Below are 20,885 nucleotides of genomic sequence, written 5' to 3' on the forward strand. Positions count from 1 at the left end.
ATTTCTTCCTTCATCGCTGGGACGCTGAGCAAAGATCCAAACCCATTCACCGTGGAATGCTAGCTGCCTGTGAACGGATCATCGCGTGCATGTGGTTGATTGCCGGCGTTATGCTGAGCTCAGTACGTCGCTGGCTTTCGCAGAACATCCGCTGGTGTCTGCAAGTCTACACGCTCGAGCAACAGCGTGCGAACGACTTGGAAGCTCCCGACAGGAGGCTTGGCGACAGGAAGCTCGGCGACACAGACACAGGGAGACGCTGTACACTTGAGAGCGTTCTCTCTCTCGTTCACTGGTTCATTTAATGACACATCCAATGTTCCTCCCGGTAGCCGCGAAGTATCTCGATCTGCCCGGCCTGATCGCATCGCTGGCTCCACGACCGCTATGGCTCGCCGGTCAAGACGCTCCGCCTGCAATGATCGCCGCTACCTATGACCAGGCTTCTCAATCCAGTGCACTGGTAACCTTCACCGGTGAGGCTGAGAAGCAGCAAGCCGAGGCGATTGGGTGGCTGCTTGAATAGCAGCCCGACCGTGTCGCTCAGCTTTTCCAGCTGATAGCAATAACAATCGTAAAAAGTAAAGAATCCCAAAGATATCGAAAGTAGAATTATGAAACGCCGCCGAATCCTTCACGCCGGACTGAGCCTGGCTGTCGCACCGCCACTGTTGGCTGCCGTCCGAGAAGGTCGCTTTGACGCGGGGGCCGAGGTATTGCGGAAGGCGACAGCATCGGGGCAAGTCGAATCCGCGACGATGTACCTGCGTCAGAAAGACGACGTTTTCTCCGAAGCTTACGGCGGTGCTGGCACGGTGGACGCGAGCTTTTTATTAGGGTCGATCTCCAAGCCAATCTCCATCGCGGCGGTGATGTCTTTGTTCGATGCCGGCGAGTTCAAACTGGATGATCGAGTCGTCGAGTTTCTGCCCGAGTTCCAGGGCGAAGGTCGGGAACGGATCACCATGCAGCAACTGATGACGCATACCTCGGGACTGCCCGACCAATTGCCAGAAAATGCGAAACTGCGAGCGGCCCACAGCCCCTTGGCCGAGTTCGTTGATGCTGCCATCCGGACTCCATTGCTGTTCGCACCGGGTGGGCAATACAGTTATTCCAGCATGGCCATTCTGCTGGCGTCCGAAGTGGCGCAAAGAATCACGGACAAGCCGATTGCGAAGTTGGTCGACGAAGTTGTCTGTCAGCCGCTGCAGCTCAAACGGACGTCTCTGGGAATCGGTCGATTGCACCGAGAATCATTGATGCGGTGCCAGGTCGAACACGCCGCTCCCGAATCGGGTGCGGGAGACCCGAGCACGAAATCCTGGGATTGGAACAGCGACTACTGGCGGCAACTCGGAGCACCTTGGGGGACGGCGTTTTCGTCGGCGGGCGACGTGGCTCGGTTCCTGAACGCGTTTTTGCATCCTCAGGTAACCATGCTGCAACCGGAGACTGCTCGCTTGATGATCCAGAATCACAATCCACCCAACATGAGGGCACGCGGTCTTGGATTCGATCTCGGAAGCGGTTTGAACGGCCCCGCCCGAAACGATGTGTTTGGTCATACCGGTTCGACGGGCACGATTTGTTGGGCCGATCCCGCCACCGATACCGTTTGCGTCGTGCTAACGACGCTTCCCGGTCGAGCGGTCACGCCGCACCCTCGCGAACTCGTATCCAGCCGCGTCGTTGAATCTCTCAGCAAGGAAAACTAAGGTCTTTACGTGCATCCGATTGTGTTAGCAGCAACATGGCGGAAACCAGCACTCCGAGATTCTCGGCATGCGGCTTCTTCGTGCACGGCTTCTCGGCTTCCCCTGATGATCGCAGCAGATCGAAAGGCGGGAGACCGCCCCCCCATAACAAGGCCCGATGAATGAAATTGCTACTATCCTTCCTGCTCGCGTTGAGCGTCTCAATCGCGTATGCGGCTGAGACACCCGCTGACGTTGGAAACTCTGCGAACCAGGAATCGCAAAAGACTGCCGGATCGGAACCAGACGAGCGTGCAGCCCCTCCCTACGACGGGAGCTGGGAATCGCTTCAAGAGATGCCCGTTCCCGCTTGGTTCAATGACGGCAAGATTGGTATCTTCATTCACTGGGGGCCTTACAGTGCGATTGGGTACAAGCGGGGTGGTGCTGGCTACGCCGAACACGTCCCCAAGTTGCTGTATCGGGAATCCGATCACTACTACCCGTACATGCAAAAGCGATGGGGAGCGACCCCGCCTGCGTTTGGATACAAAGACATTATCCCCGAGTTCCAAGCCGAGAACTGGGACCCGGACCGATGGGCGAAGTTGTTCGCCGAAGTCGGCGCCACGTACGTGGTCCTGACGGCAGAACACCACGATGGCTGGGCCAATTGGGACTCCGACCTGACGCCGTGGAATGCGATGGACATGGGTCCGAAACGCGACCTCGTCGGGGATCTCGGCAAGGCCGTCCGGAAACACGGGTTGAAGTACGCACCATCATACCACCGCGAACGGCACACCGGCTTCTTTGCAAAGGATCTCTATGCGGTGGAGAGCAAACCGCAAGAAGATATCGCTGAGGAGATTCAGCGGGTGCCTGAAGCTGCATCACTCTACGGCCCGTTCCGCTACGACAAGGCTTTCATCGACGACTACGTTGCTCGTTGGAAGGAGATCCAGAAAAAGTATCAACCTGACTTCTTATGGGTCGATGACTTTCCAATCTATACTCGAGACGGCAATCAGGTGAGAGCTGGAATCGCCAAGCCTCCGATCCAATATATGGACGATCAACTGCGCGGCATGATTACGGATTTCATGAACGAGGGTTCCTCCCGAGGGCAAGCGGTGTACTGCAACAACAAGGGCGGCAACCCCAACTGGCCGGATGGTGTTGGCTGTTATGAAAAGGACAATTTGAAATTCAAGGTGATCGGACCGAAATGGCAAAGTTGCACGACGTTCGGGTCCTCTTTCGGATACCTCGCGGCCGAGGAAGCGCCAGATTACCGACGCAAGAAGTCCGATCAAGCGGTGATCCATGAGCTGGTCGAAGTCATTAGCCGCAACGGTAACTTTCTAATCAATATCGGTCCCAAAACCGACGGCACAATTCCCACCTGGCAGGTCGAACGACTGCGAGCGATGGGCGATTGGCTGCGAATCAACGGGGAGGCGATCTACGGATCGAGATATTGGAAGGTGAGCGATCAGCATGACGAGCAATTGGCGTTCACGGCCAAGGGAAAGAATCTCTACGCCATCAAGATGTCGCGGCCCGAAAAACCGTTTCTGATCAAAGGGACAGCCAACTGGCAGGCGTCGGATGTTACTGCGATTGCCCTGCTCGGTTCCAACGCGGAAGTTGATTACGAAGTCACTCCCGAAGGCGTGCGTATCACGCCACCGAGCGATTTGGGCGAGTCGACGACCGCTTGGACGTTCGAGATTGCGACGACCACTCTTCAGCACCACCCGAACGTGATCGAGAAAGATCCCGCGAAGGCATTTCAAGGTACCCCATGAACCGCCCCTACGCTTTGACTCTCGCCGTGCTGCTCAGCTCGCTGTTGCTACCTCAAGCGACACGCGCGCAGTCCGGACCGGAGTCCAGCATGACAACATTTCAAGCGGATTATGAGTTTCTCCGCGAGCACACCAATACGGTCTTATTGGAACGAGAGGGCGCCGCTGTCGTTTTGGTGCCCGACTATCAAGGCCGCGTGATGACCAGCACCGTTGATCGCGAAAGCGGCCCCAGTTTCGGCTGGATCAATCGCCCTGTGATCGAGAAAGGATTGCTGAGCGAAGCTGAGCGTGAGGGGCAATTGGAGGAGCACATCTATATCTTCGGTGGTGAAGAACGATTCTGGCTCGGCCCGGAAGGAGGACAATTCGCGTTGTTCTTCAAACCGGGCACGTCGTTCGAGTTCGCCGATTGGTCCACGCCGCCGGCAATCGATACGGAACCATTCGAACTGGTTCAGCAAACCAAGACGACGGCAAAATTCGAACGGGACTGCGAAATCACCAACTTCAGCAACACGACATTCCAAATGGGTATCGAGCGAACCGTCCGGCTACTCGATCAAGAGGCCATCGCCGAATCGCTGCGTGTTTCGCAGCTGCCCGCTGGCGTGCATGTGGTCGCCTACGAATCCGATAATCGCTTGACCAACATCGGCACAGAGGCCTGGACCGTTGAAACAGGAATGCCTTCGATTTGGTTGCTCGGCATGTACAACCCATCGCCGCAGACGACGATCGTCGTCCCTTTCCGAGCTGGCAATGACTCATCGCTAGGTCCCAAAGTCAACGACAGCTATTTCGGAGAGGTTCCACCGGAACACCTGAGCGTAGAAGATGATGTCCTGTTCTTCAAAGGTGATGGGACGCGGCGCGGAAAAATCGGAATTTCCCCGCAGCGGTCTCTAGGAATCGCCGGCAGCTACGACGCAGAGGGCGAGGTGCTCACCGTGGTGACATACAATGTTCCAACGGCCCCGTTGGGATACGTCAATTCGATGTGGGAATTTCAAGACGAGCCGTTCCAGGGCGATGCTATCAATGCCTATAACGACGGTTCTCCCGCTCCCGGTGAACCTCCACTTGGTCCGTTCTACGAACTGGAAACATCTTCGCCAGCGGCGGCTCTCGGACCGGGAGAGACTTTGAAACACGTTCAGAGAACGATTCATGTCCAAGGTGCCCCGGGGCAACTCAATCCAATCTCCGAGCGTCTGCTTGGCGTTTCGATTGATGAGATCAATCATGGTATCCCGCCCGGTCCCAACGCCGCTTCGTTGAGATCACAGCAACAGCCAGGCCGAGGCGAATAAGAGCACGCTGTGCATCAACAGCCTTGGCTGGCATGGTCGTTCTGCCTGACGATGGACACGAAACACACTGGCCGCGGCGAACTGTGATACAATTTCTCTCTCTAGCTACCGTCGCCTCTCCGCTGCCAAGGAAATCATCGTCATGAGAAAGTCTTCGCAAGCTCGCTCCAATCGCCGTCAGTTTCTCAAGAGTACGTCCGCTGTTGGCGGATCCTTGATCATCATGGGGACGAAAGCAACGGCGGGAATTCAGGGTGCCAATGATCGCGTGCGGATCGCGGTCGCTGGGCTCAACGGTCGCGGACAGAGCCATATTGACGGTTGGTCTAAGGCCGACAATGTGGAACTGGCCTACGTCATCGATCCGGCTGCAAACGTCTTGCAACGCCGCATGGATGGCTTGGAAAAACGTGCCACGGGCAAGTTCACGACCAAGGGAGTGGCTGATTTTCGCGAAGCACTCGATGACAAAGGGCTCGACGCTATCTCGATCGCCACCCCGAATCACTGGCATTCGCTGATGACCATTCGTGCGGCCCAGGCGGGCAAGCACGTGTACGTCGAAAAGCCGATGAGCCATGACGTCAGCGAAGGACGCACGGCAGTTGAGGCGCAGAAGAAGTATGGCGTCGTGGTTCAGCACGGTACCCAGCGCCGCAGCAACGCAGGCATCGCGGGCCTGCACGAAGCGTTGAAATCAGGCGAATTGCCGCGTTTGAAGATCGCCTACGGCTACTGCTGCAAGCCGCGGGGTGGGATCGGCAACAAGCCACCGGGCCCTCCGCCTGAAAATCTAAACTGGGATCTCTGGAAGGGCCCCGCTGTCATCGACCAATACCATGCCAATTACCATCCCTACAACTGGCACTGGTTCTGGGAGACCGGCAATGGCGATCTCAATAACCAAGGCACGCACCAACTCGACATCGCCCGCTGGGCTATCGACGATGACCAAACGCATCCCGTGCGAGCCATGTCGATCGGAGGTCGCTTCCAGTGGGATGACCAGGGCGAAACCCCCAATACAATGTTCTCCTATGCGGAGTACCCCAACGGTCAAATGGTGTTCTTCAACGTCCGCAACGTCAATTACGAAGGTTACCAGCGCCAGGTTTTCAACGAGTATTACCTCGAAGACGGCAGCGTCATCACCGGTGAGGGCAGCTACCAGATCCTCCGACCTGGTGCCAAACGCCCCGAAAAACTCAAGCTGGCCCAGGGCCACGTGACGCCAGGCGGAAACTGGAACTCGTTTATCGCAGCGGTTCGCGCTGGAGACCCATCGATGGCCAATGGAAATGCGCTCGACGCCCACTATGGCTGCGTCCTCGGCCATCTGATGAACAATTCGTATCGAATTGGCGAACCGGTTTCCTTCCATGTCGATGCTGCCAACTTGCTAGGTAACGATGACGCGGTCGCCCATTTCACGAAGCTCCATGAGGTCATGCGCGATGGGGTCGGGATCGCTGAGAACAGCACCGAGTATCAGCTCGGCAAGTCGCTCACATTCGACCCTGCGACAGAGCGTTTCACCGGTGAATTTGCTGAGCAAGCCAATGCTTTGATCAAAGACGCTGACAACTCTGGCTTCGAGATCCCCGGAGCAACTGTGGTCTGAGCGTGACCTTGCATTTGCCCTTACCCTCTTCTTTTTCGGACCGATTCGATGTCGGATGAATCATCCCCGCCACAAGAGCAGGTGACCGAGACTTCGACAGCAAAATCCGCGTTCCCATTTCGACCTGGCAAAGCTGTTGTTCTGTTTGCGGTTTGCATGGGGATGTTGATCGGGATCGGATTCTTCACGTTCGGCTATGGCAAGGGGGCCAGCTACCTAAGTAATAACCCGCAAACCTGTGCGAATTGTCATGTCATGCAATCTCACATGGATTCGTGGCAGCAGAGTTCGCATCATGCCGTCGCGGTCTGCAATGACTGCCACCTGCCCCACTATTTCTTAGGCAAGTGGGTGACGAAAGCGGACAATGGCTTCTTCCATTCGCTGGCCTTCACGATGGGAAATTTCAAAGACCCAATCCAGATCAAGCCAAGGAACAAGCGTGTGACGCAGAATGCCTGCATCCATTGTCACCAAGACCTTGTTCATCCACTCTTACCGGACGTTCGAGGACAAGACATGCTCTCATGCGTTCATTGCCATACCAGCGTCGGACACGCCGAAAGATAGCAACCGGCGGCCTCCCTATTTGAACTCTTCCTTCGACGAGCTTACCTAATGAGTACTGAAAAAAAGCAAAGTTACGGCTGGCTCGCTTTCCTGACAGGTTTGGTTGCCTTGGCCACGATCGGCATCGCCATGCTGCTAGTCAACATCTTTGAACGCCAACAGGAAGCGCGAACGCCATTCGTCAAAGTGGTCGAAGTGAGCGAGATCAGCACCGATCCAGAACCATGGGGGCTCAACTTTCCTCAACAGTACGAGGACTACCTCCGCACAGTCGACGACGAGTACACCGACTACGGTGGGAATCACGCCTTGCCGCCGAGCAAGCTGAAAGAACACCCCTGGCTGAAACGCCTCTACGCTGGTTACGCGTTCAGCATCGAATATCGAGAGGCGCGCGGCCATGCTTATATGCTGTCCGATCAAGAAGTGAGCCCGCGGGTGACACAGGTCCAGCAAGCCGGTGCGTGTCTGCACTGCCATGCTGCGATCGTTCCCACCTATCGACGCATCGGCATGGAGGAGGCAGGAGAAGAGGTGACCGAGGCAGCTCTCGCGGAGTCCTTTGACCACGACGCGGTGATGGCAGGTTTCCGAGCCGTCAGCCAGCATAACTATGAAGACGTCTTGAAGGAGCTGGAGAAAACCCCCGACGGTGTCGTCAAAGCCGAAGCGGGTGATCCGCACTTAGGCGAGGCCCACCCCGTTTCCTGCATCGATTGCCACGATCCGGAAACCATGGCGATTCGTGTGACCCGTCCTGGCTTCATTCTCGGCATCGACAAGCTAGCCAAAAGTGACGATCCGGTCCCGCATCTACCCAGCATTCAGAAATGGCGTGACGACGGTGCCCAGGGTGACTATGACCCCAACGTGCACGCCACGCGTCAAGAGCTCCGTTCGTTTGTCTGCGGGCAGTGCCATGTTGAATACTACTGCGCCAACAAGATGACACTCACCTATCCGTGGGGTAACGGATTGAAAGTCGAAGATCTGGAAAAGGAATGGGACGAGACGCAGTTCCCCGAGGATGCTGACGGAAATGAGGGCGGTTCGTTTTATGATTACGTCCACAAAGAAACCGGCACCAAGGTCTACAAGGCCCAGCATCCTGAATTTGAACTGTGGAGCCAAGGGATTCACGCTCGTGCGGGCGTCAGTTGCAGCGATTGCCACATGCCCTATGAGAAAGTGGGAGCGACCAAGGTCAGCAGCCACTGGGTCCGCAGCCCGATGACGAATATCAACAAGGCCTGCCAGACCTGTCACCACGTTGCCGAGCAAGAACTCAAGGACCGGGTGAGCGTCATTCAAGATCGCACCGTCCAATTGATCGATCGAGCCGCCGACGCGTGCGTGGAAATGTTCGACGCGATCGTGGCAGTCCAAGAGGCCGGAGCGACCGATGAAGAGCTCGAGCCGATCCGGGACCTGCAGCGCAAAGCAATGTGGCGACTGGACTATATCTCAAGCGAAAACAGCAAAGGCTTCCATGCTCGCCAGGAAGCCGCTCGGGTTCTCGCCGAGTCAGTCGACTATGCCAGACAAGCGATCGCCCAGTGCTATCGATTAGAAGGCAAGACCGAAGAAGAAGGATCCTAAGCCGCGTCTCGAACAGTACCGGTGGCGTCCAACGGTTCCATGGGTGAAACCGAAGGACGCCACGCTTGCTTGACGAAGCCTGAGCAGACCTAGTTGCTCGGTGAGACCATCACGAACAGAGCGATGCTACGTGCGATTGATTCGACGTAATCGCTGTCCTCGGAGCTGAGGCGGTCCATTGGAACCGTGCAGGTCTTGCCATTGTTCTTGAGCAACTTGATGTGGTCGTCACCGATTTGGATCAAGCGTCCTTCGGTGCGGAATCCGCCCGTGTTATCAACCCAATCACGTACGACCGTGCTGTCGAGTGCGGTCAAGGTATCGCCTGTTTCCTCGGGCGACTCAACTTCGTCGGAATCGGCAACAGGTGCGGCGTCCTCGATCATCGCATTTTCAGCTGCCTCGGTTTCGTCGGACCACTGTGAGAACAGGTCGTCCAAAGTGTCAGCCTCCGGTTCGTCGGCAGGCGGGTCACCGAAGAGGTCATCGATGCCTTCACCAGGAGCAGCGGGCTCAATCGCTTCCGGCTCGGCGGCCCCGGGCTCGGCAGCAGGATCCCCAAACAGGTCATCGATCGCACCCGAATCATCGGCTGGCAGATCTTCCATCTCTGCGGGAGCACCAAAGAGATCGTCGCTAGCAGCGGCGTCTTCGGCTGGCATTTCCAAACCGGGCAAGGCGTCATCCGCATCGCTGCCGAACAAGTCCTCGACGCTTTCCGATTCAGCAGGTGCGGCAGGAGTGTCGGCTGGCGGGATATCTTCGGCTGGTGCGCCGAACAAGTCGTCCATTTCGTCGGACTCGTTCGCCGGCTCTACCGGCTCAGTTGGGAGCTCATTCATGTCGGCTTCGGCGGGTTCGCCAAACAGATCGTCAATTGACTCCTCCGCTGCGGGAGCGGCGGGTTCTGGGGTAATCGGTTCTGGATCAGCGGGTTGTGGGTCGTTAGGAAGCTCCATGGCTTCCTCGGCTCCGCCCATACCAGCGTCCGCTTCCGGCTCGGGAGTTGGCGCGGGCTCTTCGACTGGCGCGGGAGGCGCGTCGAGTTCTTCGTCGGCAGCCTCGACTGACTCGGCATCTGCCGCGGCTTCGCTAGCCTCGCTGTCCGCTTCCTCAGGAGCGTCGGTGGACGTCGAAGTGGTTTCCTCGGTTTCCGTCTCCGCAGCTGGCTCGGCGTCTTGACCAGCATCGGCGGCTGGCTCTTCGAGCACCGAGGCTTCCTCTGACATTTCGGTTTCAGGAACGATCGTTCCCTCCATCACCGAGCTGCCCTCGAGAACCGACACACCTTCGACCACGTCGCCACCGCAGCAGGGATCTGGCTCACAGCAGTCGACGACAGGTGGCGAGTAGACGGGCTCGGCACAGCAATCCGGAGCGGGCGGTGGCGTGCTACAAGTCGGCACGGGGCAGCACTGCGGCTCGGGTGGACATGGGTGCATGTGTCGGTGAAGCCACCCAGCGGCCACCGGGCCAGTACTGAGGTAAGTGGCCAACGTGACCACAAGGCTCCATCGCAGGGAGTGGCGGATTGAACGCTTCATCATTGTCTCGGGGTGGTTTACAGAGGTCAAAGCGGGGACAGTTACAGTTAAACGCAAGCTGATCGGTCAGCTTTTTTTCACAGTCTTCCGTGACAAAACGCAGGTAATCCTAATTATGACTCCGCAGCGAAACAAGCATTATTTCACGTGGAGGCCGCCTGGGGCACAGAAACTGTAGGAATTCGGTAAAATATCTCGATTACGCGAAAAACGAGTAATGGGTGGATTCGTCTCGTCACGGTGGCGAGTTTCAGTCAAACTAGACAGTCTGCTACCGAAAACCGGTTCGCACGTTCAGCCCATTCCCCTTGCACCTATTTTGCTGATGCTGCGGTTTTTCCAAAGCTTATTCGCGTCGATGAGTCTCGAACGCAAATGTCTGCTGTTCTTCGGCTCGGCGCTGGTCGTGCTGATGTGCGGTGCGTTCTGCGTCGTTCTATTATTGGCCGATCGCTTCGTCCGGATGACGACACAGCAACAGGCCCGTGACGTCGCGGCCACCGAGATGATGCTGCTGCACGCCAACGCAATTTACAAGAATGGGGTGCCCCCCCAACGTCTCGAGCTTGAGCAACAACAGGTCACCGCACTGCGGTCGCAACTGCTCAGCGAGGATATTGAATTCGATATCCTCGGGCTTGAGGACCCGCACCCCTTTGACAATCTCGAGCCCGCGACCCCACCCGCGTCGCCATCGGAGCGTCAACTTCTGGTTGAACTCGAGGGCATGTTTCGCTCCCGGATGGCCGATCGGCTGCGTGAGGACCAACCCGGGTTGGCCGAACCGGTCAACCTTGCCGAGGACGCAGCCATGAGCCGAATCGGGCCCGGTAACCGGCCGCTGTTCAGAGCGATTGGTCCGATTGAAGGTCGGTACGTCTACTATGAGCCCGTTTTCCTGACCCAGGACTGCATCGCCTGCCACACGCCCACGGGAGCGGCGATCGCTCTCTCGCCTGACGTCGATCCCGAAACGCGGGCTGCTGAGTTGCCGTTTCGCGTCAAACGGGTGAGCATGCCTGATGAAAAGATCCTCAACGATACCAACCAAATTCGAGCCGCTGTCGTTGCGATGGCAATGTTAATCGTGGCGGTGACCCTCTTTGTGTTGCACGCGATCGTCCGCTATCTCGTCCTCCAACCCTTGCTGCACTTGCGCGATGTCAGTGATGCGATTACCCATGGTGACACCAACCAGCGTGCGGTGATCGATACCGAAGATGAATTTCGCGAGCTCGCCGATGCCTTCAATCGCATGCTCCGGCACCTCACCGAGACGCAAACCCAGCTCCAAAGCGTCAACCGGGAACTGGATGCCCGCGTGGACCAATTCGCCCAACTGAACCTGCAACTTTACGAAGCCAACCGCCTGAAGACAGACTTTCTGGCGAACATGAGTCATGAACTGCGCACACCGCTGAACAGCATCATCGGGTTCTCGGAAGTCCTACAAGGCATCGATTCGCTCGAGGATAAACAGCGTCGGTATGCCACCAACATTCAAAAAAGTGGGCGTCTGCTATTGGAGATGATCAATGACATCCTCGACTTGGCCAAGGTCGAAGCCGGCAAGATGGAGGTGCGTCGCAGCGAATTCCAAATCTCGCGGCTGATCAGTGCCCAGTGCGACATGATCCAGTCACTCTCAGAGGACAAGAACATCTCGTTGTCGATCGACGTCCCCGATGACCTGCCCAAGGCCTATCAAGATCCCAACAAGCTCGGTCAGATCATCAACAACCTGCTCAGCAATGCCATCAAGTTCACGCCCGAAGGAGGCATGATCACGATCCGCGTCACGGACTTGGCCGACGGTCGCTTCCGGATGTCGGTGATCGATACCGGCGTCGGAATTGCCGAAGAAGACCAGCCGATCATCTTTGAGAAGTTCCGTCAGAGTACCAAAGTGCTCGAGGGCGATGGTCTGACCCGAGAATTCGCCGGGACCGGCCTGGGGCTATCGATCGTTAAAGAACTGTCGATTCTGCTCGGTGGCGAGATTGATTTTAAGAGCGAACTGGGCCGAGGCAGTACCTTCTGGGTGACGCTTCCGTACCGGCTCGATGAACAGGAAATCGAAGACGCCCCCGCCGCCATGGTCTCGCTCGCCTCGAGCTCCTAGCCCGATCGGTGTTTGGCGAGGGACTCATCGCTTCCTGGTCATTCCCCACAAGTTTTCCTACGCCGAAGGCGTAAAAGAAAATGTTTCTGCTCGTGATTGAGTGGCAGGCATCGAGGATGTTGGATTTTTGAGGCATCGGCTCCTGCATCCAGTGAGCGAAGAACGGATGCCCGGCAAGCGTGAAGTTGCCGAGCATCAACCGCACCACTGGTGCGCTATCGACCGGAATATCCCTTCCCAGGCCCGCGTCCCCGCATTGCCGCCAGTCCGTTTTTTCCGGCATCTACAAATCTATCGGAGTCGTCCCTGAAATTCAAAATTACTCAGCGCAGGAGCCCATGCCTGGAAAATCTACCACGCAGGATCCGAGAATCGATCGGTTCGACCGCGATTTCCATGCCACTCAATTCCGAGAAGAACCAAGGAAATAGGGCTCATCCGAGGGAAGCGTGCGCCCGAGGTTTTCAAGGCATGGCTCCAGTATCGAAGGATTTATTTGTGGGATGTGATTATCAATGTTAGACTGGCACTGCCGGGAGAAACGGAGCCGAGCTCTGCAGAGGTGCTGGCTTGGCAAGGGATATCTCGGTCGACAGCGTTTCCCTGCAAAAGCGGTACGCCAATGGTGTTGTCGATCCCTGGCGAGCGTTTGTTCGTCAGGGACGCATTTTTGAAAGATCATTGGATACTAAAGCCATGCCTCAAAAATCCTTCCGCTGTGCTCTGCGCACGCTTCCGTCGGATGAACCGAAAATAGCCGGTGGTCGAGCGCAAGCGAACACCACCGGAAACGCCGCGAAACACGCCTGCTAACCCCGAATGGGGTGGAAGATCGTCCACGGCGAGGTCTGCGACCCACTTCGGGGTCGGCGCTCCCCTCTTCCACGATCAATCGTAGGTGGCGCTGCGCTGACCCGCGGCTATTTTCTATTATCCCTGACGGGATATTTGTGGGGACGCAAGGACTCATCGCTTCGTCCGCTACGATGCGGGGGACTCATCGCTTCGTCCACTACTGTCACAGTTCGAAAGAGATCTTCAGCACCTTGAACTTGATCTTGCCCGCGGGCACGTCAATTTCGGCGAACTCACCCTTTTTCTTACCGAGCAAGCCCTGGCCGAAGGGGCTCGTGACGAGAATCTTGCCCGCGTCGTAGTCCTCATCACCAGCGCCGACGAGTGTGAACTCTTCCTCGTCCCCGTAGGCAACATCCTCCACCGTGACCGTGCAACCGAAAACGACTTCATCTTTGGGCAGTTTTGACGGGTCGATGATCGAGGCGCGCGCGATTTTGTCTTTCAGCTCGTTGACTTTCGCCATCAACATCCCTTGGTTTTCACGCTGAGCGTGATACTCCGCATTCTCTTTCAGATCGCCTTCCTCTCGAGCTTCGGCAATCTTCTCCGTCACGAGCGGCATTTCCACGTGCTCGAGACGGTGAATTTCCGCTTTGATTTTGTTGTAGCCCTCGCGGGTCATGGGGACGGATTCAACCATGCCTGTCATCCTGAATTTTTGCAGAAACCAAAAAAGAAACCTTTCCCACACCCATGTGTTGGAAAAGGCCGCCGTGACGAATCAAAGACGCGTCATTGTGAACCAGTCCGACGCGCGCGGCAAGTGCTCTCGAGCCCTTCCCCAGCGTGAAACCGACAATCCGACGTCCGCCGCCTGAGGCCGGCACGGCACGCAAAACAGCCGAAATCTGCAACGCGTGCGTTCGCATCTCTAAGACAGAGTCATCGCCGGGGAGGTTCGTCCGGATAGTCGCGGTACTCAACCGGTGTATCCTCCGCATCCCCCTCAAACGGCACACCAATCTCCTCGTTGAACCAGCGTCCCAGATCAATCAGTTGGCACCGGGAGGTGCAGAACGGAGGTGTCGGGGTCTCGTCGGACAAGAATTTCCGGCCGCAGGTCGGACAGGTCATGGGATTCGGTTTCATTTTCGAGACATCCATGAAAATCGACTTTACCGGGGGTCAAAGGCTGCAATGATGAGGCGTCCAACAACGGAACGCCACCGCGGACCCCCATAGCTTACAATAGAAGGATCGTTTTGAAAAACCTTGGATGGATTGCCATGTTCTCCGTGCCCCACACCGCCCCCCACCTGCCGGCCTCGCGCTCGTGGGCCCCGCGCCGCTGGGCTTCAGGTCGCCGGATCTTGGGTCGCCGGATCTGGGGTTGCTGGGCTTCAGGTCGCCGGATCTGTTCGAGGGTAGCCTGGCGGACCGGCGAGTTCGCATTGGTGCTTCTTTGTGGATCGGTCACGGGCGGTCTCGCAAGCGTCTACGCAGACGGCCCGACCGCGGCGGCGAGCGACTCCAACACGACGGCGCCCTCGGTAACCTACTCAGCGGCCGTCGTCGAAAAGGCGGAGACTGTATTGCTCGACGCTGGGCTGCGACGAAGCGGAAAATCGATCCAGAGTACCGACGCGGCGGAGTTGTCGCGGACGCTCAGTGGGCTCGGCCGCGAACGACGAGAGCTCCAACTGCAACAGAAAGCGTTCACGGTCTCCCAGAACCAGGGGGCGATGTTCGAGAATGAAATCAACCAACTTAAAAACCAAGACGGCGAACTGAACCTGCAACTCGCCCGCGTCGCTGGCATCGACGTGGCAAAAAACAATCGACTGGTAGCATTGATCAATGCCACGCGGACCAAGATTGAACAGCTTAAAAAGCAGCATGGCGAACATAAAGAGCTGATCCAGAAGGCTCGAGCGAAGATCAACACTGCCGAACAAGGTTACGCCGAGTCCGTCTTTCAAGTACGCAAGCAGATCGATGAACTCGAGGACACGATTCAAACTCAGCTCGAGAACGGGCAGGTTCAGATTGCGATCAGCGTGATGAACGCGAACTTTGACGTCCCGAAAGATGTTGATGCGGAGCAAGTCTTGCACGCGATCGAGAATCGCTTTCGCGATTTCGAACAGGAGGTCTTTCAAGAGACGATTGAACTGAACGCTGCGCCGAGTGGCGCACTGTACACAATGGTCAGCGTCAACCAGCAATCCGTCCGGATGATCATCGACAGTGGTGCCACCCTCGTGACACTGCCTGCCGACGCCGCAAAGGAGCTGCAGATCGTCGTTCCCGATGATGCTCCCATTCTCCGCCTGCAACTCGCCAATGGGCAACAGATCAGTGGCCGACGCGTCAAACTCTCGAGTGTTCGCGTCGGTCAATTCGAAGCCGAGGATGTCGATGCCGTCGTGCTCGAAGCGATCCCTCTCAAAGCCGAACCCCTGTTGGGACTCAGCTATCTCAATCGATACAAGTTCGAACTCGACTCGGCCGGCAAAACGCTCGGACTGCTCCGTGTGGATGACGCCGACTCTCCGGACGCTCAGACTCACTGATGCCGGAGCTTCCGGAAGTCGAGACGATGTGTCGAGGGATTCGACCCATCATTGGTTCGCGGGTCGCCCGTGTCGAGCAGCCACCCTGCGCCTGTCGACCGTGTCGGATCGAACCGCCAATCACCGAGATCCACCGCTCGCGCGTGGGCCAACTCGTCAGCGACATTCAGCGGCGGGGCAAGCGGGTGATGATCGTGTTCGAGGACCAGTATCGACTTGTGATCGAACCGCGTATGAGCGGGCTGGTATTGCTAGCCGATCCACCGGGTGTCGATCACCTGCGGCTCCGAATTGAATTTTGCAGTGAGCAGACTTCCGCTGCCGAGCGGTTGGGGCCAGACGAGCGTCCGGGAAGGGCCGGCTCCGCGGCGAACGAAGCCGCTGCCGGAATGTCTCGTACAGTGCCTAACGCTCGTGCAGTGCCTAGCGATAGTCCGCTCTTGGTGTGGGATCGGCGGGGCCTCGGCACGATCCGCTTGATGAGTCCCACAGAGTACGAATCACAGATCGACGCGAGATTGGGCGAAGACGCACTGTTGATTTCAGAACCGACACTTCGCGAGCGGCTCAGCCGGAGCGGACGGGCGATCAAGGTCGCTCTGCTCGATCAGACTGCCGTGGCAGGCATCGGCAACCTCTACGCAGCGGAGATCTTATTCGTCGCCGGCATCGATCCGCGACGGAGGTGCGACCAACTCAGCCGGCCGCAGTGGTCGCGGCTGCACGCAGCCATTGGCCGGGTCTTGAACCAGGCGATCGCTCACGAGGGCAGCACGCTGAGCGACGGAACGTATCGCAATGCGCTGAATCAATCGGGCGGGTACCAAAACATGCACCGCGTGTACGACCGGGCGGGGGAGCTGTGCTCACGCTGCCACGAGGGCACGATCCGCCGAATCGTTCAGGCCCAACGATCGACGTTTTTTTGTCCAAAATGCCAGCGGCGGACGGGAAAACATGTGGCGGTTGGCGAAATCGGCTTCTCCGACTAACATCTGCGGCTTCCTGCCCTGCGGTTTTTTACGATCTTTTCCTGACACGACAGCCTTTTCCCGTGCCTGATTCGCTCGCTCCACTCGATCGTCTGATGTCCACCCTCGCTGAGCGTGCCGCTGAGCGACCGGCGGGCTCGTACACGACAAAACTACTCGACGGTGGCGCCGATGCGATCGGCAAGAAGATTCGCGAGGAAGCGGAAGAGCTGATCGAGGCAGCGGGCGAAGCAGGAGCTGACGGACGTGCTCACGCCGTCTACGAGGCTGGCGATTTGATTTATCACACCCTCGTAATGTTGGCCTGGCGCGGGATCTCGCTCGACGAGGTCGCCGCGGAACTGGCCCGCCGCGAGGGCACCTCCGGGTTGGCCGAGAAGGCCGCCCGTCAATCCAACGATGGACTAACAAAGTAGTAGCCATGATCTCCGATTCTCACCTTCGATTGGGCATCCCAAGCAAGGGACGGCTGAGCGATTTAGCGACCGACCTCCTGTCACAAGCTGGGTTGCGTTTCCGACGCCAAAACCGGGGCCTGTTCGCCCGGGTCAGCGGTATGGATGTGGATCTCGTCTACCTTCGCACCGACGACATCCCCACGCTTTGCGCCGAGGGAGCCATCGACATGGGGATCACCGGCGGCGATTTAGTTCAAGAATCGGGAGCCGCCGTCGAGCAGCGGATGAAGTTTGGCGTCGGTCGATGCCGGCTCGCTTTTTGTGTCCCTGACGATAAAGAGATCAAGTCGGCCGCGGAACTCGATGGCAAACGGATCGCCACCAGTTTCCCCAATGTCACCCGGCAATATCTCGCTGAGCACGGGGCTCAAGCGCACCTGGTCTCGCTCGCTGGCAGCGTCGAAGCGATGATTCAGCTCGGCGTTGCTGACGCGATCGTCGATCTCGTGGAAACCGGCAGCACACTGGCGGCGAACCGACTCCGCATCCTCGAAGAAATCGGACACTACGAAACCGTCTTGATCCAAAACGACACGAGACGACTCAGCGGGATCGCCGACAGTCTTGTGCAGCGTCTCGAGGGTGTCGTGATCGCCCGTGACTACTCACTGATCCAGTACAACGTTCCCCGGCGCGAGCTTGCCGCTGCGGAGAAAGTGACGCCAGGTTTCAACTCTCCGACGATCAATTCGCTCGAAGATGCAGACTGGTGCAGCGTGCAAGTAATGGTGCGCCGGGGCGAAGTTGTTGACGTCATGGACCAACTCAAATTGATCGGCGCGACAGCCGTCTTCGAGATGACGCTCAATAACTGTCGGCTGTAGTCAACCGGATGGACTGGCGGAGCCTCATCCTGCTCTTTCCCGTTGCATTCAGTGAGAGCGAAGGCTGTTCGATTCGCCGAGATGGGACAGGCGGTCGATCATCGCGACCAATTGATGACGATCGAGAGGCTTGGTCGTATAGTCCGTGCATCCCGCCGCCATGCATTTGTCGCGGTCGCTTTTCATCGCGTTCGCGGTCAAGGCAATGATCGGTACATCACACCCACGGCGGCGTAGTTCTGCAGTGACCTCGTAACCGTCCATAACCGGCATTTGCATGTCCATTACAATCACACCGATCTGAGGCGAGACGCCTTCCGTGACGACCTCGATGGCTTCCCGTCCGTTGGTTGCAGTAAGAACGCGTCCGCCCGCCTTTTCGATACAATGCTGAGCGAGATAGCGAATGTCTCGACGGTCATCGACGACGAGCACGGCGACATTGAGTCGAATCGACGTGTCCGGTTTCTCCGCAGCGTCGTCGAGCGCCAGATTGGGCTGAACCAACTGACCCGGCGACCGGGCTTCCATCGCCAGGGTGAATCGACTGCCCACACCCAGGATGCTTTCGACGGCGATATCGCCGCCGAGGATGCGTGCCAATCGGCGACAGATTGTCAGACCAAGTCCCGTACCGCCGAACGAACGCGTCGACGTGTTGTCGGCCTGTACGAACGGATCAAATAGAGTTTCAATCTTATCCGGGGCGATCCCTATCCCGGTATCGATGACCTCAAAGGTTAGCATTCCGCTGGAGCCATGACTGATTCTTAAACGTACTTCCCCTTCATCGGTGAACTTAATCGCGTTGCCAACGAGATTGACGAGAATCTGACGAAGTCGGATCGCGTCGGTATGAATCGTTTCCGGAATGGGCCCAGTAAACTCGATCCTCAGCGGCAGATTCTTTTCAGCGGCGCGCACGTCCATCAGTGACCTCACCTCCGCAAGAATAGCATCTGGACGAACGATACGGTTCGCAACCTCCACCTTTCCCGCATCAATCTTGGAAAGGTCGAGGATATCGTTGATAATCTCCAACAGGAAATTGCCGTTGCGGCGAATCGTTTCGACTAATTGAAGGTTATCGGGATCGGTGAGATGGTCTTTGAGAATATCGGTATGCCCGATAATCGCTGCCATGGGGGTCCGGATTTCATGCGACATGTTCGCCAAAAACTCGCCACGGGAACGATTGGCAGATTCGGCCGACTTCTTGGCTTGTTCCAGGGAAACCTCATGCAGCTTCCGCTGCGTGATGTCCTGTAGGGTACCGATGATACGCACCGGGGATCGAACGCGCCGGCGTTCTTGGAATATAACCCGTCCGGAGTCGAGGACCCAGCGAATTTCTCCCGAGGGCCGGATGATGCGATACTCGCACTGGAAGCTTTCATCTCCGGCAGATCGTTTGGCATCTTCAATGAGCTTGCGGACCTTGGGCCGGTCTTGATCATGAATCAACCGCATCACCAAACTCGGCTGGAGGGCCGCCTTCGGTTTTTGCTGGAAGATGCGATAGAGCTGATCTGACCAAACGGTCTCATCTGTTTCTACATCGTAGTCATAGGTACCAAAGCCGGTCGCTTCGGCTGCCAATCGGAGGCGTTCCTCACTGATTTCGAGTTCATGTGCCCGATCACGAAGCGCCTTCTCAGCCGTGTGCCGCTCATGCACATCGATGACACTGCCGACATAGCCTTCAAATTCACCGCTTTCAGAAAATTTGGGGCGTCCAGAATCAATCGCCCAGCGATACTCGCCCGAGACGGTACGCAGGCGGTAGTCGAACGAAAACGTCTCGTGACGCTCGAACGCAGGCATTACCACAGCTTTGGCCACAGGACGGTCATCGGGATGAACCATATCCAGCCAACCAAATCCCAATCCATCGCATGCGTTTTGTCCGGTGTATTCACACCAACCCTGTGAGAGAAACGTGCATTGATGGTTGACGTCGGTGACCCAGACCATCGCCGGTGCAGTATTTGTCATTTCACGAAAGTACGTCTCGCGCTGCCGGATGGCTTCCTCGGCCATTTGTCGACTGGTGGCATCATAGAAGTAGCAGACAACTCCATATTGATTGTCAGGCAGTGCGATGCGGTAGATCGACCAATCGTAGGCTTCGGTCGCATCCACGTCGGTCCGACGTTCCACCAGGGGCGGCGCGATGTACGGCTCTCCGGTGCCGAGCGTACGCTGAAATTGATGCACCGCTTCGGATGCAAAGGAATCGGGCCAGATCGAATGCATCAACTCAGCGAAGTCACATCCGATCAGCGGCGTAACACTTTGGAATACGTCGCGGGCCCCCTGGCTCGCATACCGCATGCGCAGGTCTGCATCGACCACATACAACCCCAATGGATTGTCCTCGACCAAGTGATAGAAAGTCTCGTGAGCGCGCCCGAGCTCGTCTTGTAGTCGCTTTCGTTCGGTGATATCCAGCAAAGCCAGCAAGATGGATTCTGCAGCACCATCATCCCCCTCCTCAGCGGATGGATGCTGGCAACGCACGAGCAGCCAGAAAAGATCTCCATTAGGATGGACCACACGATACTCGTGTTCGAAGTGATGTTGCACTTCCTTACGGAGCGCTGCTGCGCATTGATCGTCAAACCGGCTGCGATCTTGGCAGTGAAATCGCTCACGAAACTGCCGCAGCGGAAGCCTTTGGTCAACGGGCAAACCCAGTAGTGCGGCAGCGCGGTCGTCCAGAAACGCCGTCTCAGCAGAACAGTCTATCCGTACTAGCCCCATGCCGGACATCGCAATCGCCAACTGAGCAAGATCGTTTGAGATCGCTGGGCTGCTCATCGATAGATTGCTCTCGTTAATTCAAGGGAGGCGAATTCCACGGTAGGCACCGATCGCCTCTATCGTCGCTTCCAATGGCGCGCGGGTCAATCACATGGATGTTGCGATCATGATCGCTGAATCAATCTCTCCACGGAAGGCCG

The 20,885-nt window shown here is 57.2% G+C and carries 17 protein-coding genes; 13 read left to right on the top strand and 4 right to left on the bottom strand.

Annotation, left to right across the window (positions count from 1 at the left end):
- The first annotated feature begins 316 nt into the window (after positions 1-316).
- The 7 genes from CA85_RS20530 to CA85_RS20560 all read left to right on the top strand — a co-directional run bounded on the left by CA85_RS20530 (position 317) and on the right by CA85_RS20560 (position 8,611).
- Positions 317-526 (top strand): hypothetical protein, encoded by a 210-nt coding sequence (locus tag CA85_RS20530; RefSeq protein WP_186775091.1) that lies wholly within the window; start codon positions 317-319, stop codon positions 524-526.
- 88 nt (positions 527-614) lie between these two features.
- Positions 615-1,718 (top strand): serine hydrolase domain-containing protein, encoded by a 1,104-nt coding sequence (locus tag CA85_RS20535; protein WP_146393241.1) that lies wholly within the window; start codon positions 615-617, stop codon positions 1,716-1,718.
- 161 nt (positions 1,719-1,879) lie between these two features.
- Positions 1,880-3,508: an alpha-L-fucosidase gene (locus CA85_RS20540; RefSeq protein WP_146393242.1), complete on the top strand. Its 1,629-nt coding sequence runs from the start codon at positions 1,880-1,882 to the stop codon at positions 3,506-3,508.
- A complete protein-coding gene (locus CA85_RS20545) occupies positions 3,505-4,821 on the top strand; it encodes a DUF6786 family protein (RefSeq protein ID WP_186775092.1) in 1,317 nt (438 codons plus the stop codon). The genes CA85_RS20540 and CA85_RS20545 overlap by 4 nt, the downstream gene beginning before the upstream one ends.
- Positions 4,822-4,963: 142 nt before the next feature.
- On the top strand, positions 4,964-6,442 hold the full coding sequence (locus CA85_RS20550) for a Gfo/Idh/MocA family protein (RefSeq protein ID WP_146393243.1): 1,479 nt from the start codon (positions 4,964-4,966) through the stop codon (positions 6,440-6,442).
- 48 nt (positions 6,443-6,490) lie between these two features.
- Entirely contained in the window at positions 6,491-7,012 is a 522-nt protein-coding gene (gene nrfH / locus CA85_RS20555) for a cytochrome c nitrite reductase small subunit (RefSeq protein ID WP_146393244.1), read from the top strand.
- Between the two features lie 48 nt (positions 7,013-7,060).
- Positions 7,061-8,611 carry an ammonia-forming cytochrome c nitrite reductase subunit c552 gene (locus tag CA85_RS20560; RefSeq protein WP_146393245.1) on the top strand — a complete coding sequence of 517 codons (1,551 nt, stop codon included), beginning with the start codon at positions 7,061-7,063 and terminating at the stop codon, positions 8,609-8,611.
- A gap of 89 nt (positions 8,612-8,700) precedes the next feature.
- Here CA85_RS20560 and CA85_RS20565 read toward each other — a convergent pair whose 3' ends face one another.
- Positions 8,701-10,017 (bottom strand): SHD1 domain-containing protein, encoded by a 1,317-nt coding sequence (locus CA85_RS20565; protein ID WP_246113018.1) that lies wholly within the window; start codon positions 10,015-10,017, stop codon positions 8,701-8,703.
- Positions 10,018-10,480: 463 nt separating this feature from the next.
- Here CA85_RS20565 and CA85_RS20570 point away from each other — a divergent pair, with 463 nt between their 5' ends.
- Positions 10,481-12,277, top strand: coding sequence for a sensor histidine kinase (locus CA85_RS20570; RefSeq protein ID WP_146393247.1), 1,797 nt, complete (start codon positions 10,481-10,483; stop codon positions 12,275-12,277).
- Positions 12,278-13,295: 1,018 nt separating this feature from the next.
- Here the strand turns inward: CA85_RS20570 and greA are convergent.
- Positions 13,296-13,775, bottom strand: a complete 480-nt coding sequence (greA, locus tag CA85_RS20575; protein ID WP_146393248.1) for a transcription elongation factor GreA — start codon at positions 13,773-13,775, stop codon at positions 13,296-13,298.
- Between greA and CA85_RS20580 the strand changes: the two genes are divergently transcribed.
- A complete protein-coding gene (locus tag CA85_RS20580; protein WP_146393249.1) occupies positions 13,774-13,953 on the top strand; it encodes a hypothetical protein in 180 nt (59 codons plus the stop codon). The genes greA and CA85_RS20580 overlap by 2 nt on opposite strands.
- Before the next feature lie 64 nt (positions 13,954-14,017).
- Here CA85_RS20580 and yacG read toward each other — a convergent pair whose 3' ends face one another.
- Complete coding sequence (gene yacG, locus CA85_RS20585; RefSeq protein ID WP_246113020.1) at positions 14,018-14,224, bottom strand: DNA gyrase inhibitor YacG; 207 nt, start codon at positions 14,222-14,224, stop codon at positions 14,018-14,020.
- A gap of 305 nt (positions 14,225-14,529) precedes the next feature.
- On the opposite strand from yacG, the gene CA85_RS20590 reads away from it, so the two are divergent.
- The 4 genes from CA85_RS20590 (at position 14,530) to hisG (ending at position 17,922) form a co-directional block, all read left to right on the top strand.
- Entirely contained in the window at positions 14,530-15,648 is a 1,119-nt protein-coding gene (locus tag CA85_RS20590; protein WP_246113021.1) for a retropepsin-like aspartic protease, read from the top strand.
- Positions 15,648-16,640 (top strand): Fpg/Nei family DNA glycosylase, encoded by a 993-nt coding sequence (locus CA85_RS20595; RefSeq protein ID WP_146393252.1) that lies wholly within the window; start codon positions 15,648-15,650, stop codon positions 16,638-16,640. The genes CA85_RS20590 and CA85_RS20595 overlap by 1 nt, the downstream gene beginning before the upstream one ends.
- Before the next feature lie 62 nt (positions 16,641-16,702).
- The gene (locus CA85_RS20600; protein WP_222435491.1) at positions 16,703-17,056 is read left to right on the top strand and encodes a phosphoribosyl-ATP diphosphatase; all 354 of its coding nucleotides are present in this window, start codon (positions 16,703-16,705) and stop codon (positions 17,054-17,056) included.
- 5 nt (positions 17,057-17,061) lie between these two features.
- Positions 17,062-17,922 (top strand): ATP phosphoribosyltransferase, encoded by an 861-nt coding sequence (gene hisG, locus CA85_RS20605; RefSeq protein ID WP_146393253.1) that lies wholly within the window; start codon positions 17,062-17,064, stop codon positions 17,920-17,922.
- Positions 17,923-17,970: 48 nt separating this feature from the next.
- Here hisG and CA85_RS20610 read toward each other — a convergent pair whose 3' ends face one another.
- Positions 17,971-20,742 (bottom strand): PAS domain-containing hybrid sensor histidine kinase/response regulator, encoded by a 2,772-nt coding sequence (locus tag CA85_RS20610; protein ID WP_146393254.1) that lies wholly within the window; start codon positions 20,740-20,742, stop codon positions 17,971-17,973.
- Positions 20,743-20,885 lie beyond the last annotated feature (143 nt).

This window comes from Allorhodopirellula solitaria (assembly GCF_007859855.1).
Lineage (GTDB): Bacteria > Planctomycetota > Planctomycetia > Pirellulales > Pirellulaceae > Rhodopirellula > Rhodopirellula solitaria.